Raw genomic sequence first — 17582 nt, forward strand, 5'->3', positions numbered from 1 at the left:
ATCACAACCCGCCGGATTTCCGCATCGGGTTACGGCCCGACAGATTTTTTGTGCCGCTGCGCAGAATATTTCCCACCATATCCACACGCGCTTCAAACGGCGGGAACGGCAGAATAATGTTGTTTTCCGCGAAGCTGCGCAGGATATTCTGATGGATCTCATGACGCGCCGGCAGGCGGTGTCCCATTTCAGCGGCGTAGGCGCGCAGTTCGAAAATCTGAATACCCTGTTGCAAATCAACCAGATAAGCTTCCGGATTTGGTGTGTCCAGAATCATTGCCGAGTCCTGTGCCGCCATCAGCAGCAGAATGGTGACCTGCTCCGGATTGGCTTCCGCCGGGACCGGGATGGTCAGGACGATACGGGTGACTGTATCCGAGAGCGACCAGTTGATAAACTGCTCGGTAATAAAGGCTTTGTTCGGGACGATGATCTCTTTGCGGTCCCAGTCTGTCAGCGTGGTGGCGCGGGTATTGATACGCGTGATGCTGCCGGTCAGGTCACGGATGGTGACGGTATCGCCGATACGGATCGGTTTTTCGAACAGGATCATCAGGCCGGAAACAATGTTGGCGAAAATCTCCTGTAAACCAAAGCCCAGCCCGACACCCATTGCGGTGACAAACCACTGCATTTTCGACCATTCAATGCCGATCAGCGAGAAGCCGACAATCCCGCCGACCAGGGTAATACTGTATTTGGTCAGCGTGGTAATCGCGTAACCGGTGCCCGGAGTCAGATCCAGATGCTGTAACAGCGCCAGTTCCAGCAATGCGGGGAGGTTCCGCACCAACTGCGTGGTGATGATAATCACCAGAATGGCGACAAAGACAGAGCCAAGCGTAATCGGCTGGAGGGTATCCACGCCATTGATACTGCTGCTGACATCCCACAGCCGGATATTTTCCAGGAAGGAGAAGGCGGTGTGCAGTTCAGACCAGAGCAGAATACAGGATACCAGGGCAATCATGGTCAGAATCGAACGGACCAGCCCGACTGACTGCGCACTGATGGTATCGAGATCAATGACCTGCTCTTCAATATCAATCACGCCTTCAGCACTGTTGGCATTGCTGTTCACACTGCTGTCGTCATCACTTTTTGCCCGCTGCGCCAGAATTTCAGCACGGCGCTGTTTGGCGCGTTCAAAGGCGATACGGCGGCGCTGGATCAGCATCCAGCGGGTAATAATGTTGTAGACCACCAGCAGCATAAACCAGATGGCGACCGAGGTTTCCAGGCGGCCGAGCAGTGCCTGTGAGGTTGCGAGATAGCCGAGCAGAGCGGCAATCGCTGCCACGACCGGTGCCAGCAGGAGCAGCCACCACATTCCTTTGCTGACGGCATTGTCGCCGCTGCCGTGGCGGTCAAGATAGAGCGGAACCCCCGCGCGGCGCAGGCTGCTGGTAATGATAAACAGTGCCGCACACAGCAGAAGGAAGCAGAGGCGGCCGAGTGTCGGGGCGAACTCTCTGTCATTGAAATATTCAAAAGTGGTCATTGCCATCATCAGCGGCACAATGACAAAAATAGAGAGCTGATAGAAACGCATTGCCCGTTTGACACGGGCTTCCGGCCAGCGGAACTGTGCGATAAACAGCCCGTTAGGCCGGGCAAAGGTCGCGCAGAACATAAACAGCCACAGCACCGGTGTGGTGGCGCTGACACCGTCACCGATCGCTTTTGCCATCGGGTACTGCCAGGCATTCTGTAACCCGTAGCCGATGGCGGACCACAGTACCGGCAGCGGCAGAGAGACAAGTACAGACCAGAACAGGGTGCGCAGCGTGATGGAGAAGCGATCGAGTGTTACTTTACCGATGCGCTGACTGGTTCTGTCCAGAAATGCCTGATAATGGCGGCGGTAGTTCAGGCCGAAAATCGCCAGCATCAGGGTGCTGATAATATAGAGTGAAATCTCTTTGTTCTGCCACGAGAACATGGTTTTAAATGCGCCGCCGAGCTGCGCCAGGGTATCCAGGGACAGCAGTTTGGTCAGGCTGCTCAGTACCTCAATCGGGTAATTGAGGTAAACCGGTGTGGCATCCGCCACCCAGAACAGATAGCGGTGGGTGTCGTCGCGGACTTCGATCAGTACGTCACTGAGCTGACTGGTGGTCACTTTGAGCTTGGTCAGCTCCAGAATTTCGGTATCATAACCGGAGAGCAGGGAGCTGAGCAGCTCTTTGCGGTTCTGAATCAGCTGCTGATAGAGGGAAGCCTGATCCGGCGGGAGAGAGGCTGTCTGTGACGTATCCGGTTCATTATTATTACCGGACAGGGCGTCGAGCATATTTTCATATTTCAGACGCTCAACACGCAGGTCGGTAATCTCTTTATCCAGTTGCTGCGGTTTCGGCATATCCGGCAGACGGCTGAGCTGTGCCCGCAGGGCTTCTCCCAGTGCGGTTGAGCCGTTCAGCCACTGCGCCTGTTCCTGAATGGTACCGAGTACCTGACGCGCTTTCTGGATATCGGTTGCCGCCTGGCGCTGCATTTCTCCGATATCACTCATGTGCGCAGCCTGATCATTCAGCACCTGCGACAGCTCGCGGTTAATATCAATCTGTTCTTTCAGGTACGGCGGTAAATCACCGGCCTGTTCGGCCAGCAGTTCGGTGCGTTCCAGCGCCAGTTCCGCTTTCTGCTGACGTTTGCCGTTGAGCACACTGCGCAGCTGCTGAAGTTCGAGATCCAGCCGCTGATAGCGTTTACGCAGCAGTTCAAGGCGGATGCGGGTCAGTTCCTGGCGGTTGTTGGCAGAAAGCTGAGCCAGTTCCAGCTCATTGACCGTTGCTTTGCGCGCCTGCACTTCTGCGGCGGCCAGCGTGGCCTGAGCCTCGGCAAGCGGGGTCAGCGGGGTTGCGAGTCCCTGCTGGCGGGAGGTGGCTTCATTCAGCAGGCGGCGTGCTTCAGACTGCTGCTGGGGCAGGAGGGTCAGGGAATCGCTGATTTCGCGGTTTTTGTCCTGCTCCTGCTGTAACAGCCGTCCCTGCTCCAGTAACTGTCCGCTGAGCTGGATAGCCTGCTGCTCAAGGTCGCTGATAGGGCGGGTGGTCAGAATTTTGGCCGGGGAATCACTCTCTTCCAGCAGTTGCTGGCGTAATGCCCTGACCAGCTTCGGGAAGTTATCGATGGTGTCCTGATAGCTTTGTGCGCGTTCATCCGCGGCTTTGCTGTCTGTCAGCCAGTTCAGGGTCGCCTGTAACGCCTGAGCCATCTCAATATCTTTCGGATCTTTGCTGCTCTCAATCCGCTTAAGTTCCTGGCGGATCTGCGGCTCGTTAATATCCGATGCCGCATATACCGCTGTCAGCGGGGAGAAAAGAAAAACCGCCAGTAAAAATGAGATAATCAGGCGCACAGGGGAGAGTCCTCAGTTAGTGGCAGCGGCGTCCGGTTGTGACGGGCATGCAGGGCTTTCTTCCGCGCAGGCGGCATCATCCGCTGTGATGCGGGTGGCCAGCAGTTCACCCATACGGGTGGAAACGCCGTTTGCCAGTGCACTGTTCAGTGCCACTGTATCCGCCGGGAACAGGTTGATCACCGTGGAGCCGAGCTTAAAGCGACCCATCTCTTCGCCTTTTTTCAGGTTTACCGCACAGACGCTGTCGTGTGCAGGGTAAGTCCAGCGGCGGACAATCCCTTCACGCGGCGGGGTAACCATACCGCACCAGACGGTTTCCATACTGCCGACAATCGTGGCGCCTACCAGAATCTGCACCATCGGGCCGAAATCCGTGTCAAACACGCAGATCAGACGCTCGTTACGGGCGAAGAGGTTCGGGACATTGGCGGCGGTCAGCGGGTTGACGGAGAACAGGTCGCCCGGGACATAGATCATTTCACGCAGATGGCCGTCACACGGCATATGCACGCGGTGGTAATCACGCGGAGATAAGTAAGTGGTTACAAACTGCCCGTTGCGGAACAGATCCGCCAGCTGCCAGTTTCCGGCGAGCAGGGCTTCCAGGGTGTAGTTATGCCCTTTGGCCTGTAAAATCTGATCGTCACGGATAAGCCCCAACTGACTGATGGTGCCGTCAGCCGGCAGTGCCAGGGTTTCGCTGCCCTGTACGATCGGGCGGACTTCTTCTTTCAGTGCGCGGATAAAAAACTCATTGAAGGTACTGTAAGCGATAAACTCGCTCTCTTTCGCTTCCTGCATATCCACTTTGTAGGCTTTGGCGAATGCTTTGATCACCAGCTGTGTCAGCCAGCCAAGTTTTTTGTTGGCAAAGCGGCCCGCCAGCTGAGTAAGACACTGTTTAGGCAGCAAATATTGTAATTTTATTTTAAGAGTATCCAGCACATCGACCTCTGGTATTGTTTGTTATCTGCCGGTTTTTCCGGCGAATTCTGAACAAAAGGGGGCTATTGTACCTGTGCTTATTGCGCTTGTCAGTCTTCACCGGCCGTAAAATTACGGCGTGGCTTGACCTGTGCCATACTTTCCAGAATGCGGTGATAATTTTCAAAGCGTTCCGCACTGATTTCGCCGTTCTCCACAGCTTCGCGCAGCGCACAGCCCGGGTCATCCCCGTGTTTGCAGTCACGGAATTTACAGCCGCCGAGATAATCGCGGAATTCTGTATATCCCTGAGTGACCTGCTCCGGTGTCAGGTGCCACAACCCGAATTCACGCACTCCCGGTGAGTCGATCACATCCCCGCCGTGCGGGAAATGATACAGCCGTGAGGCGGTGGTGGTGTGCTGACCCAGCCCGGAAACATCAGAAACGTTATTGACCAGGATATCCGCGTTTTCCGGCAGCAATGTATTAAGCAGGCTGGATTTTCCGACACCGGATTGTCCGGCGAAGATGGAAATCCGTCCGGCAAGTGCTGCCGTCAGTGCATCAATCCCCTCATTGGTGTGGCCGGACACTTCCAGCACACGGTATCCGATATTACGATAGATATTCATTAAATCATTGACCTGGTCGCGGCTTTCGTCATTCAGCAGGTCAATTTTGTTGAGTACAATCAGTGGTTCCACGCCGAGTGTTTCGCAGGCGACCAGATAGCGATCAATAATATTGAGTGATAATTCCGGTAAAATCGCGGAAACAATCACGATCTGGTTGATATTGGCGGCGATCGGTTTGATACCGTCATAAAAATCAGGACGGGTCAGTACTGATTCACGTTCATGCACTGCCTCAACAATCCCGTTAACACGGCCTTCTTCGTTATTCTGCAATGCAGCACGCCAGACCACGCGGTCACCGGTGACCAGTGATTTGATGGTACGGCGCAGGTTGCAGCGCTGTACCGAGCCGTCTGCGGCTTCAATATCCGCATGCTGCCCGAAACGGCTGATTACCTGTCCTTCCTGAGCCTCACCGAACAGGCTGTCCTCAGGCTCCGGGCGGTTCTCTTTGCGCAGTTTGCGCTGCTGGTTTGCCTGAACACGCCGTACCTGACCTTTGGAAAGTTTTTGTTTAGCCAACGAAACCTCGTCTGTTTTGACACCACGTAAAGAAGAAAGTGCCCGCCGGGGTGACTCGCGGCAGGGCGGATTACGCGCTATGATACACCATTCATTTTACCCGTCATCATTCAATCCGTGTGAACAAAAAACAGGCGGATACTCAGGTAACTATAGGATACAACATGGCAAAAAGTGAACAGAACCTTATCTGGATCGATCTGGAAATGACCGGACTTGACCCGGAACGTGACCGGATTATCGAAATCGCCACCATTGTGACGGATGCAAACCTGAATATTCTGGCGGAAGGCCCGGTTCTGGCGGTACACCAGTCTGATGAACAGTTAGGTCTGATGGATGACTGGAATGTCCGCACACACGGCGCCAGCGGGTTAACTGAACGTGTCCGCGCCAGCACGTATTCCGACGCACAGGCCGAGCAGGCCACTATCGCGTTCCTGGAACAGTGGGTGCCGCAGGGCGCTTCTCCTATCTGCGGTAACAGTGTCGGCCAGGATCGCCGTTTTCTGTTCCGTTATATGCCGGCGCTCGAGCAATATTTTCACTACCGTTACCTGGATGTCAGCACCCTGAAAGAGCTGGCCCGCCGCTGGAAACCGGAAGTGCTGGACGGCTTCACCAAGAAAAACACCCACCAGGCGCTGGATGATATCCGTGAGTCAATTGCGGAACTGGCTTACTATCGCGAAACCTTTATCCGTCTGTGATAAAAAACGGTGGCTGATTTTCAGCCGCCGGTCGGTTAATATTAGTTCAGGTTGCGTGTTTTATAGCATATTTGCCGGTTTTATCGGCATCTGAACAAAAAAATTCATTTTTTCGTGCCGGAGGGCTTGCCAGAAAATGAATTTTTCGTATAATGCGCTCCCCGTACCGAGATAGATTTTCAATCAAAAGCGGTGCGGGCAAATTGCAAAATATGCGGGAATAGCTCAGTTGGTAGAGCACGACCTTGCCAAGGTCGGGGTCGCGAGTTCGAGTCTCGTTTCCCGCTCCAGTTTTGCAGATTGTCAGGTAATATACCGGTTGTGACGCGGGAATAGCTCAGTTGGTAGAGCACGACCTTGCCAAGGTCGGGGTCGCGAGTTCGAGTCTCGTTTCCCGCTCCAATTTTCAGATAGTCAGGTATATACCGTTGTGATGCGGGAATAGCTCAGTTGGTAGAGCACGACCTTGCCAAGGTCGGGGTCGCGAGTTCGAGTCTCGTTTCCCGCTCCAGTCTTTTCTTCTCTTCAGTCCCCCCAAACATTATTTTCTGAATAAAATTCTTTGCGTGATTTCTGTTACCGGTTCTGCCGGGAAAACTGCTGTGCGGTGTAAATAATCATCAGTCGCGGTTATCCGCAGCACAAAACCGTCCACACCGAATTTTTGCTGATAATTTAATCTGTTAGATGCTTTTTTTTCGTAAATACGGGGAAAAGGCTTGCTAATCCCGGCGTGGTGAAATAGAATTTGCGCCCTCTCTGACGAAGGGCAGATGAACGATCACCAGCGGTGATTATTCAGACAGTGAAAGATTACCACCGGCACTTTCTGCACTATCTTTATGTCAGTTTCTGCTTTTCATCACCTTTCATGGGGTGATTAAGTCAAACAGGGGCAATTTTTTTGTCCGGATGTCATTTTTTATCCACAGCGCTGCGGGGCATGTTATTCACATCCCGGGGGTTCTGACACACTTTTCTGCACAGAGTTATCCACAGGCCGGTTTTGTCGGCTGAATCACAGAATTCCGCGAAATACTGAACGACAGTATATTTAATATATTGATATTTATATGTTAATTTAATTTATGTGAATTGTGTGACGGCTCTCTTGTATTTTTTCTTCACATTGATAGGCAAGGTATTTTTATATTATTCACAACACTGAATATTGTGGATAACTTAACGGGATTATGAGGCGGGATCAGGCGTCGCGCGGCAAACCTTTGGAAATGGCGCGGATAAGACGTTTTTGCTGTGAAGTCTGTATTTCGATACGTGATTCATCTCTTTTGGCATACTGACGGGCAACCGCCCAGCGGATATGCTCATCAAGCCAGTCAGCCAGTCCGGTTTTTTCTGTCAGTGCAATAACAATTTTATCTTCATACGGCGCGTTGCCGAGAGCGACACTGATATTTCTCAGCCAGCGCAGATACCCGATGCGCCGGATAGCCGAGCCCTCTGTCACCCGAAGGAAGGTGGCTTCATCCCAGGCAAATAAATCCAGCAGCTCCGGCGTGTGCAGACGCTTGCGCGGTGAGAAATCCGCCTCGTCTGTCAGTTGTGAAAAACGGTTCCACGGGCAGATAAGCTGGCAGTCATCACAGCCGTAAATGCGGTTTCCCATCAGCGGGCGGAATTCTTCGGGGATAGCGCCCTCCAGCTCAATGGTGAGGTAGGAGATACAGCGGCGCGCATCGACAGTATAAGGCGCGACAATCGCCTGAGTCGGGCAGGTGGTCATGCAGGCGACACAGCGGCCGCATTGTTCTTCAACCGGGATATCAACCGGTAGCGGCAGGTTGATCAGCAGCTCGCCGAGGAAAAACCAGGAACCGGCTTCACGGTTTAAAATAAGTGAGTGCTTACCAACCCAACCAAGGCCCGCTTTGGCTGCCAGCGGGCGTTCCAGTACCGGTGCTGAGTCAACAAACGGGCGGTAGCTGAGGGTATTTCCCAGAGCCAGCTCATCACACTCAGCCTGAATCCGCTCTCCCAGCTGCTTCAGGCGCTGGCGCAGAAGCTTGTGGTAATCACGCCCCAGCGCATAACGGCTGATATAACCCTGCTCCGGGTTTTGCAGTACGGCAGCAAAGGACGCTTTGGCGGGAAGGTAGTTCATCCGCACACTGATCACCCGCAGTGTGCCCGGCAGCAGTTCATGAGGGCGCGCGCGCATCATGCCGTGGCGCGCCATCCAGTCCATTTCTCCCTGATAGCCTGCATCCAGCCACGCCTGCAGCTTCGGCTCTTCCGCGCTGAGATCTGTATCGCAGATACCGACCTGCTGAAAGCCGAGTTCGCGTCCCCATTGTTTGATCCGGGCGGCAAGCTGGTGTAAATCAGGGTGAGTGCTCATTAGTGAGTGTTTACTTACATTGCAGGTGTGATGGTGAATGGTGCGGAGTTTATCACAGACCGTCCGGCACAAAAACTGCGCATTATTGTCGTTTTTTCGCACGCCGTTATGCAGGTATGTCACCGGAATGTGGTATGTTTAACGGATTACACGCTCAATTATTTCAATAAAATAACCTGTGACGACAACGAGAATGAAAGAACGTCTGTTTACGCTGGCAGATGAAGCTGCCACTGTCGCGCTCGGCCGTGCACTGGCACAGCAGAGTCAGCGCGGATTTGTCCTGCATCTTTTCGGCGATCTGGGGGCCGGAAAAACCACCTTCAGCCGCGGCTTTCTTCAGGCACTGGGGCATCCCGGCCATGTGAAAAGCCCGACTTACACCCTGGTCGAGCCCTATGAGCTCTCACCACGCCCGGTCTATCACTTTGACCTGTACCGCCTGGCAGATCCGGAAGAACTGGAATTTATGGGGATCCGCGATTATTTCGGGGAAAACACCGTCTGTCTGGTCGAATGGCCGCAAAAAGGGGCCGGTTTCCTGCCGGATGCAGATTTGGAATTGCACTTACGGTATGATGGTGAAGGACGGGAAGCCCGTTTTGCCGCCCGTTCCCCTTATGGTGAAGAACTCCTGGATAAGTTAGCGGAGATGTGAGGAATTACCGATAATGAATGCATATCTGACACGGAAATCTGATGTGGCTGCCGTTTCATGGCTGACGGCGCTGTTTTTCTGCGTGAGCCTGCTGTTCAGTGCAGCCGGGCACGCCGCGTCCCTGACGGGCATCAATGTGAACAACAACGGTTCGCAGGGCACATTACAGCTCAGTTTTGACGGCAAACCGCAATATAAACTGTTTCCGCTGCATGACCCGGAGCGTCTGGTGATCGACATCCGTCAGCCGCAGAAAATTACCGGTCTGCCGATTAATCTGAATAACGGGCTGATTAAAGTGGTCAGAGAGAGCCGCGCGCCGGATGCTCAGCATCAGCGCATCGTGCTGGAGCTGGCTGATAAAAACAGTTTCCGCGATTCTGCGGATAACAGCGGTCTGACCATCACGCTGACCGGCAAAAACAGTTATAGCGCAGCCCCGGTGGCTGCCGCACAACCGGTCACCACCACAAGCGGCAAACCGCTGCGCATGAACAGCGGCAGTGCTGCTCCGGCGGCCGCGGCTCCGGCAGCAACCACTCCGGCCGCTGCACCGGCACAGGCGAAAATCCCGGTGGTACCGACAGGTAAACTGCCGAAAAACAGCCGTCAGGTCGTGGTGGCGATTGATGCCGGACACGGCGGGAAAGACCCGGGCGCTATCGGCCAGAACGGCCTGAAAGAAAAAAACGTCACTATCAGTATCGCCCGCAAGCTGGAAAAACGTCTGAAAGATGACCCGATGTTCAAACCGGTACTGACCCGTGACGGCGATTATTTTATCTCGGTGGCCGGGCGCTCTGAAGTGGCGCGTAAATTCGGCTCCAATATGCTGGTGTCCATCCATGCGGATTCCGCACCAAACCGTACCGCGACCGGTTCGTCAGTCTGGGTGCTCTCCAACCGGCGGGCAAACAACGAATTAGGTAACTGGCTGGAACAGAGCGAGAAACAATCCGAATTGCTCGGCGGTGCCGGTGATGCACTGGCAAACGGTGCGGATCCGTATCTCAGCCAGGCGGTACTGGATTTGCAGTTCGGTAACTCCCAGCGTGTCGGTTATGCCGTGGCGCAGGACGTGATCCGTCAGCTGCGCCAGATAGGCAAAGTCCACAAAGGCACGCCGGAGCACGCGAGCCTCGGGGTGCTGCGTTCACCGGATATTCCGTCCATTCTGGTGGAAACAGGCTTTATCAGTAACAGCACTGAAGAACAGCTGTTAGGATCTGACACTTACCAGGAGCAGGTCGCTGCCGCGATCCACGGCGGGTTACGCGCATACTTTACCGCGAACCCGTTACAGGCAGCGCCGTCCAAATAACAGGAGAACGGGGGCAATTATGGCGATCCGGATTTTACCGCCGCAGCTGGCAAACCAGATAGCCGCAGGCGAAGTGGTTGAGCGCCCGGCATCGGTGGTGAAAGAGCTGGTGGAAAACAGCCTGGACGCCGGTGCCACCCGTATCGATATTGATATTGAGCGCGGCGGCGAAAAGCTTATCCGTATCCGTGACAACGGCTGCGGTATTGCCAAAGACGAGCTGGCGCTGGCGCTGGCCCGTCACGCCACCAGTAAAATCGCCACACTCGATGATCTCGAAGCCATCATGAGCATGGGGTTCCGGGGGGAGGCGCTCGCCAGTATCAGCTCCGTATCACGCCTGACCTTTACCTCCCGCACCCGCGACCAGAACGAAGCCTGGCAGGCATATGCCGAAGGGCGCGAAATGGCGGTGATGCTGAAACCGGCGGCACATCCGGCGGGCAGTACCGTGGAAGTACTGGATCTCTTTTTCAATACACCCGCGCGGCGCAAATTCCTGCGCACTGAAAAAACGGAATTCGGTCATATTGATGAAGTGGTGCGGCGTATCGCGCTGTCCCGTTTTGATGTGGCCATTAATCTCACCCACAACGGTAAACTGATGCGTCAGTATCGCCCGGTTAAAGCGGAAGATCAGCAGGAGCGCCGTCTCGGGGCTATCTGTGGTACTGCGTTTATGCAGCAGGCTCTGGCAGTGACCTGGTCTCACGAAGAGCTGGAGATCCGCGGTTGGGTGGCCTCACCGGCAGATTACAACGGCCCGGCGGATTTACAGTATTGCTATGTTAACGGACGGATGATGCGCGACCGCCTGATCAACCACGCTATCCGCCAGGCCTATGAAGACCGCCTGAGCGGCGATCAGCAGCCTGCCTATGTCCTTTACCTGACTATTGACCCGCGTCAGGTGGATGTGAATGTCCATCCGGCCAAGCACGAAGTGCGTTTTCATCAGGCGCGGCTGGTGCATGACTTTATTTATCAGGCGGTGCTCAGTGTGCTGAAACAGCATGAGCAGCCGGTCTCTCTGTTTCAACCTGATCCGTCTGCACCACAGACACAGCATGTGCCGGAAAACCGTGCGGCAGCCGGTAAAAATATCTTTGAGCGTGAGGAAGTACTCACACCGCCGCCCCGCCGGGAAACCACCGGGGGCGGCGCGTCTCACAGCGGCCACAACAGCGGAAAACCGGCATATTCTGCGGATAAACCCGTTTACAGCCCGAAAGAAGCCGGAATATATCAGTCACTGATACAGACACCGGCAGAAACCCGGCCGCAGCTGTTCCCGGAAAAAAGCACTTTTCTGTCAGAAAACCGGATCAGCGCCGCAAGTGAGCCGGTGACGGAAAAAAGTGAGCGTGTAAGTTTTGGTAAAATCCTTACGCTTTATCCGCCGTGTTATGCGTTAATTGAGACAGATGCAGGTATTGCGCTGTTTTCCCTCAGCAAAGCATCACATTATCTGCGTTGTCAGCAACTGATCCCGGGAGAGCAGGGACTGAAATCCCAGCCGCTGATGATCCCGCTTCAGATGGCATTAAACGCACAGGAGTGTGAGACATTTACGCAGTTTGCCGGGTTATTGCGTACTTTCGGTATAGAAGGCTCAGTTTCCCGTGGAAAAGCGACGATTCGTACGGTATCGTTACCGCTTCGTCAGCAAAATTTACCGCATCTTATCCCTGAATTACTGCGTTTCCTGGCTGATAACCCGGAGGCGGATGAGAAAGCCATTGCGTCGCGGCTGGCAGAGATGCTGGTCAGTGAACCGGCGACTCAGAGCAAAGCCCAGGCAGTGCAGCTGCTGGCCGATGTGGAGCGGCTGTGCCCGCAACTGGTGCGCAGGCCGCCGGCAGATTTATTGCAATTAATTGATTTAACTGAGGTCGTTGCAGCATTACGTCATGAGTGAACAGAATCATCATAAACCCGCAGCCCTGTTTCTGATGGGGCCGACGGCTTCAGGAAAAACCGCGCTGGCGATTGAACTGCGTCAGCACCTGCCGGTGGAAATCATCAGTGTGGATTCCGCACTGATTTATAAGGGGATGGATATCGGGACCGCAAAACCCGATGCTGCCGAACTGGCACTCGCCCCGCACCGGCTGATTGATATTCTCGACCCGTCAGTGGCCTATTCCGCCGCCGATTTCCGCCGTGATGCGCTGGCGGCAATGCATGAGATAACCGCGCAGGGAAAAATTCCGCTGCTGGTCGGCGGAACCATGATGTATTTCAAAGCGTTGCTGGAAGGATTATCGCCGCTGCCGTCCGCTGACCCGGAAATCCGGGCACAGATTGAGGCGCGGGCGGCACAGGAAGGCTGGCAGGTTCTTCATGATGAACTGAGCCGGATTGACCCGGTCGCCGGGGCGCGGATCCACCCGAATGATCCGCAGCGGCTCAGCCGGGCACTGGAGGTATACTATATCTCCGGGAAAACAATGACAGAACTGACGGAAACGGCCGGGGAAAATTTGCCCTTTAATGCTTATCAGTTTGCCATTGCACCGGCAGATCGTAAAATATTGCATCAGCGAATTGAAATGCGTTTTCAGATGATGCTGAAGGCCGGTTTTGAGGACGAAGTCCGTGCGCTGTATCAGCGCGGGGATCTTCATCCGGATTTGCCGTCGATCCGTTGTGTCGGCTACCGCCAGATGTGGTCATATCTGGCCGGAGAAATCAGTTATGATGACATGGTGTATCGGGGCATTTGCGCCACCCGTCAGCTTGCCAAGCGGCAGATGACGTGGTTGCGGGGTTGGGAAGGTGTTCAGTGGCTCGACAGTGAACAGCCTGAACAATCTCTTAAAGCCGTTATGCAGGTTCTTCGTGCATAGCGCCGTTGATTGTGTACAATTAACGGGTTACGAAAGTTTTTGAGTAGTTATTTTTCGAACCCAGCTTGGGTTTCATTTAAAAAACAACAAAATAAGGAAAATACAGAATGGCTAAGGGGCAATCTTTGCAAGATCCGTTCCTGAACGCATTACGTCGCGAAAGGGTTCCGGTTTCTATTTATCTGGTCAACGGTATTAAATTACAGGGTCAGATCGAATCATTCGACCAGTTTGTTATTCTGCTGAAAAACACGGTCAGCCAAATGGTTTACAAACACGCGATCTCTACCGTCGTACCTTCCCGTCCGGTTTCTCACCACAGCGGTGGCGCAAACCCGGGGACCGGCGGCAGCAATTACCACCAGTCAGCCGGTAACGGTGGTGCGCAACAGGATACTGATGGCGCTGAATAAGTCAGTGTGCAGTTATCAATCGCGGAAAAACATAGGTAGGGAGACTTTACCTGTGTTTTTTCCTGCGTGTTTTTCACTCAGCCTGAGAGGTTCTGCCGTTGTTTGACAGGTATGAAGGCGGTGAACGGGCCGTACTGGTCCATATATTTTTCTCACAGGATAAGAACACTGATGATCTCAGTGAATTTGAATCCCTTGTGACATCCGCGGGTGTGACACCAGTTCAGATAGTCACCGGCAGCCGCAGCGCCCCGCACCCGAAATATTTTGCGGGTGAAGGTAAAGCGGAAGAGATTGCCGATGCTGTTATCGACAGTGAAGCCGATGTGGTGCTCTTTAACCATGCCTTAAGTCCGGCGCAGGAACGCAACCTCGAGCGTTTGTGCCAGTGCAGGGTGGTTGACAGAACCGGGGTTATCCTCGATATCTTCGCCCAGCGGGCACGGACACATGAAGGTAAATTACAGGTGGAACTGGCGCAGTTACGCCATCTTTCCACGCGTCTGGTCCGCGGCTGGACGCACCTTGAACGTCAGAAAGGCGGGATTGGTCTGCGGGGGCCGGGTGAGACTCAGCTTGAGTCCGACCGCCGGATGCTGCGGGATAAAATCAAACAGATTTCAGGGCGTCTCGAAAAAGTGGAACGCCAGCGCGGACAAGGCCGTCAGGCGCGCAGTAAAGCGGATATTCCGACGGTGTCTCTGGTCGGTTACACCAACGCCGGGAAATCCAGTCTGTTTAATCACATAACTGATGCGAAAGTCTATGCTGCGGATCAGTTATTTGCGACACTCGATCCGACCCTGCGGCGGATTGATGTCGGTGATGTCGGTACGGTGGTGCTGGCGGATACGGTCGGGTTTATCCGCCATCTGCCGCATGACCTGGTGGCGGCATTTAAAGCCACGCTGCAGGAAACCCGCGAAGCGACACTGCTGCTTCATGTGGTCGATGCGGCGGATAACCGGGTGGATGAAAATATTCATGCAGTTAATGCAGTGCTGGAAGAGATTGATGCACATGAAATTCCGGTTCTGATAGTGATGAATAAAATCGATATGCTGGACGATTTCGAACCGCGTATCGACAGAAATGAGGATAACCTGCCGGTCAGGGTCTGGCTTTCAGCACAGACCGGAGCAGGGATCCCGTTGTTGTTCCGGGCGCTGACGGAACGCCTTTCCGGTGAGATCGCACACCTGGAATTGTGTCTGCCTCCGTCGGAGGGTCGTCTGCGCAGCCGTTTTTATCAGCTTCAGGCGATTGAACGCGAGTGGCTTGATGATGACGGCCGGATTTGCCTTGAAATCAGGCTGCCCATTGTTGACTGGCGCCGCCTCTGCAAGCAGGAACAACAGTTAGCCGATTACGTTATCTGATTATCAGCGGCGTAATATATTAATTGAGAGCGCGTTTTTGTGCTCTTAGCCCTGAAAAACCGATCATAAAAGAGTGGAGCGAAGGCATGGCGTGGAATCAGCCCGGTAATAACGGACAGGACCGCGACCCGTGGGGGAGCAGCAATAAAGGCGGCAACTCCGACGGTAACAAAGGCGGCCGGAACCGTGGGGCATCTGATCTCGACGATCTGTTCCGGAAAATGAGCAGAAAACTCGGTGGTCTGGGTGGCGGTAAAGGCGGAAACAATAACGGGCAGTCCGGCGGGAACAATCGTCCTCCGGTACAGTTCGCGGGCGGACGTATTATCAGTCTCGCTATTGCCGCCGTTGTTGTTGTCTGGGCCGCAACCGGCTTCTATACGATTAAAGAAACGGAGCGCGGCGTGGTTACGCGTTTCGGTAAATTCAGTCATGTGGTTCAGCCGGGTCTGAACTGGAGACCGACCTTTATTGATCGCGTTACTGCGGTCGATGTGGCGACGGTCCAGGATCTGGCCACCAACGGCATGATGCTGACCGCTGACGAGAACGTGGTCCGCGTTAACATGAACGTGCAGTTCCAGGTAGTGAACCCGGAAGATTACCTCTTCAGCGTCACCAACCCGAACAACAGTCTGCGTCAGGCGATGGACAGCGCGGTGCGCGGGGTTATCGGTAAGTTCACCATGGAGAAAATCCTGACGGCGAACCGTACCGTGGTCCGTAACGAAACCCAGAAAGTCCTCGAAGAGACAATCAAACCTTATAAAATGGGAATAGCGATTGTCGACGTCAACTTCCAGGAAGCGCGTCCGCCGGCTGAAGTTCAGGCTTCATTCGATGACGTGATTGCCGCGCGTGAAAACGAACAGCAATCCATCCGTGAAGCGGAAGCTTACTCGAACGAAGTTCTGCCGCTGGCAAAAGGTAATGCGCAAAGTATGATCGAAAGCGCACAGGCGTATAAAGCCAGTATCGTGCTGAAAGCGCGCGGTGAAGTGGCAAGCTTCTCGAAAATGCTGCCGGAATACCGTGCGGCACCGGATATCACCCGTGAACGTCTGTACATAGAGACAATGGAACGTGTGCTGAGCAATACCCGTAAAGTGATTGCCAATGATAAAAGCAACAGCATGATGGTGCTGCCGCTGGATCAGATTATGCGTGAGCAGAGAGCCGCCTCTCAGGCTGCACCGGCGAAAGCTGCTGCCACACCATCATCCGCACCGGCAACACAGGCACCGGCAGGCCGTCAGGCACAAAACAGCAGCCAGAATCCGAATGTACCCGCTGAATACAACAACACGTATGATCTCAGCAGTTCGGGTATCCGTGGCAACACTGAACGCACAGGGAGACAATAATCATGCGTAAGTATTTAGCCGTTATTGTTATTCTGGTTTTAGGCGTTCTGTATGCGTCTGTCTTTACCGTTCAGCAGACCGAGCGCGGTATTGTGCTGCGCTTTGGCAAAGTTCTGCGTGATGCGGATAACAAACCGATTGTGTATGAGCCGGGTCTGCATCTGAAAGTGCCGTTTATTGAAACAGTGAAAATGCTGCCTGCCCGTATCCAGACACTGGATATCCAGGCTGACCGTTTCCTGACAAACGAAAACAAAGACCTGATCGTCGATTCCTACCTTAAATGGCGGATTAGTGATTTCAGCCTGTATTATCTCGCAACAAACAGCGGTAATATTAATCAGGCTGAAAACCTGCTGAAGCGTAAATTCAGTGACCGTCTGCGTTCTGAGTTCGGTCGTCTGAGCGTGAAAGAGATTGTGACGGATTCCCGCGGTACATTAACGACGGAAGTCAAAAATGCACTGAACGAAGGGAGCTCCGGTAACGATCCGCAGGCAACTGATGCTGATAACGCTATTGCCGATGCGGCAGCGCGTGTTCAGGAAGAAACCAAAGGCGCACAGCCGCAGGTGAATCCGAACAGTATGGCGGCGTTAGGTATCGAAGTGGTGGACGTCCGTATCAAGCAGATCAACCTGCCGGCGGAAGTCTCCGAAGCTATCTTCCAGCGTATGCGTGCAGAACGTGAAGCAGTGGCGCGTCGTCACCGCTCACAGGGTCTGGAAGAAGCCATGAAGATTCGTGCGGTGGCAGATAAAACCCGTACTGAAATCCTGGCCGAAGCGGAGCGCCAGTCACTCTCCCTGCGTGGTGCGGGTGATGCGGAAGCCGCTAAACTGTTTGCGGATGCATTCAGTCAGGATCCGGATTTCTATGCGTTTATCCGAAGCCTGCGTGCTTATGAGCAAAGCTTCAAACCCGATGGCAACGACATTATGGTGTTAAGCCCGGATACGGATTTCTTCCGTTACATGAAGGCACCGACATCATTGCGTCCGGCTTCAGGCCAGTAAGTCCGGTAACCGCATAACCGGTACTGAAAAATCGTCAGCATGCTGATGGTCGCACTCTG

Annotated in this window: 13 protein-coding genes and 3 tRNA genes; 12 read left to right on the plus strand and 4 right to left on the minus strand. The window is 54.0% G+C overall.

What is annotated here, in order from left to right:
- Nucleotide 1: 1 nt before the first annotated feature.
- The 3 genes from mscM to rsgA form a co-directional block, all read right to left on the minus strand.
- Entirely contained in the window at nt 2-3364 is a 3363-nt protein-coding gene (mscM, locus tag ACSBQN_RS11850) for a miniconductance mechanosensitive channel MscM (RefSeq protein ID WP_214167232.1), read from the minus strand.
- Nucleotides 3365-3376: 12 nt separating this feature from the next.
- Nucleotides 3377-4312, minus strand: a complete 936-nt coding sequence (asd, locus tag ACSBQN_RS11855) for an archaetidylserine decarboxylase (protein ID WP_015422318.1) — start codon at nt 4310-4312, stop codon at nt 3377-3379.
- An 89-nt stretch (nt 4313-4401) separates the two neighbouring features.
- A complete protein-coding gene (rsgA, locus tag ACSBQN_RS11860; RefSeq protein ID WP_004241350.1) occupies nt 4402-5451 on the minus strand; it encodes a small ribosomal subunit biogenesis GTPase RsgA in 1050 nt (349 codons plus the stop codon).
- Between the two features lie 164 nt (nt 5452-5615).
- Between rsgA and orn the strand changes: the two genes are divergently transcribed.
- From orn to ACSBQN_RS11880, 4 genes are all read left to right on the plus strand, one after another.
- On the plus strand, nt 5616-6161 hold the full coding sequence (orn, locus tag ACSBQN_RS11865; RefSeq protein WP_004234467.1) for an oligoribonuclease: 546 nt from the start codon (nt 5616-5618) through the stop codon (nt 6159-6161).
- A gap of 214 nt (nt 6162-6375) precedes the next feature.
- Nucleotides 6376-6451: transfer RNA gene (locus tag ACSBQN_RS11870), tRNA-Gly, on the plus strand.
- A gap of 36 nt (nt 6452-6487) precedes the next feature.
- A tRNA-Gly gene (locus ACSBQN_RS11875) sits at nt 6488-6563 on the plus strand.
- A 33-nt stretch (nt 6564-6596) separates the two neighbouring features.
- Nucleotides 6597-6672: transfer RNA gene (locus ACSBQN_RS11880), tRNA-Gly, on the plus strand.
- A gap of 693 nt (nt 6673-7365) precedes the next feature.
- Here the strand turns inward: ACSBQN_RS11880 and queG are convergent.
- Nucleotides 7366-8523 carry a tRNA epoxyqueuosine(34) reductase QueG gene (queG, locus tag ACSBQN_RS11885; protein ID WP_024474245.1) on the minus strand — a complete coding sequence of 386 codons (1158 nt, stop codon included), beginning with the start codon at nt 8521-8523 and terminating at the stop codon, nt 7366-7368.
- Nucleotides 8524-8716: 193 nt separating this feature from the next.
- Between queG and tsaE the strand changes: the two genes are divergently transcribed.
- The 8 genes from tsaE to hflC all read left to right on the plus strand — a co-directional run bounded on the left by tsaE (nt 8717) and on the right by hflC (nt 17523).
- Nucleotides 8717-9181, plus strand: a complete 465-nt coding sequence (tsaE, locus tag ACSBQN_RS11890; protein WP_024474246.1) for a tRNA (adenosine(37)-N6)-threonylcarbamoyltransferase complex ATPase subunit type 1 TsaE — start codon at nt 8717-8719, stop codon at nt 9179-9181.
- Nucleotides 9182-9194: 13 nt separating this feature from the next.
- Nucleotides 9195-10502, plus strand: a complete 1308-nt coding sequence (locus ACSBQN_RS11895; protein WP_123567704.1) for an N-acetylmuramoyl-L-alanine amidase — start codon at nt 9195-9197, stop codon at nt 10500-10502.
- A gap of 19 nt (nt 10503-10521) precedes the next feature.
- Nucleotides 10522-12420, plus strand: a complete 1899-nt coding sequence (gene mutL / locus ACSBQN_RS11900) for a DNA mismatch repair endonuclease MutL (RefSeq protein WP_354633095.1) — start codon at nt 10522-10524, stop codon at nt 12418-12420.
- On the plus strand, nt 12413-13351 hold the full coding sequence (gene miaA, locus ACSBQN_RS11905) for a tRNA (adenosine(37)-N6)-dimethylallyltransferase MiaA (RefSeq protein WP_036409486.1): 939 nt from the start codon (nt 12413-12415) through the stop codon (nt 13349-13351). The genes mutL and miaA overlap by 8 nt, the downstream gene beginning before the upstream one ends.
- A gap of 107 nt (nt 13352-13458) precedes the next feature.
- The gene (gene hfq, locus ACSBQN_RS11910) at nt 13459-13764 is read left to right on the plus strand and encodes an RNA chaperone Hfq (protein ID WP_004241361.1); all 306 of its coding nucleotides are present in this window, start codon (nt 13459-13461) and stop codon (nt 13762-13764) included.
- A 98-nt stretch (nt 13765-13862) separates the two neighbouring features.
- Entirely contained in the window at nt 13863-15143 is a 1281-nt protein-coding gene (hflX, locus tag ACSBQN_RS11915; protein WP_024474250.1) for a ribosome rescue GTPase HflX, read from the plus strand.
- A gap of 86 nt (nt 15144-15229) precedes the next feature.
- On the plus strand, nt 15230-16507 hold the full coding sequence (hflK, locus tag ACSBQN_RS11920) for an FtsH protease activity modulator HflK (protein WP_004234483.1): 1278 nt from the start codon (nt 15230-15232) through the stop codon (nt 16505-16507).
- Nucleotides 16508-16509: 2 nt separating this feature from the next.
- Entirely contained in the window at nt 16510-17523 is a 1014-nt protein-coding gene (gene hflC / locus ACSBQN_RS11925) for a protease modulator HflC (protein ID WP_004234484.1), read from the plus strand.
- The last annotated feature ends 59 nt before the right edge of the window (nt 17524-17582 follow it).

Origin of the sequence: Morganella sp. B601, from assembly GCF_051172335.1 — a bacterium.
Taxonomy (GTDB): domain Bacteria; phylum Pseudomonadota; class Gammaproteobacteria; order Enterobacterales; family Enterobacteriaceae; genus Morganella; species Morganella morganii.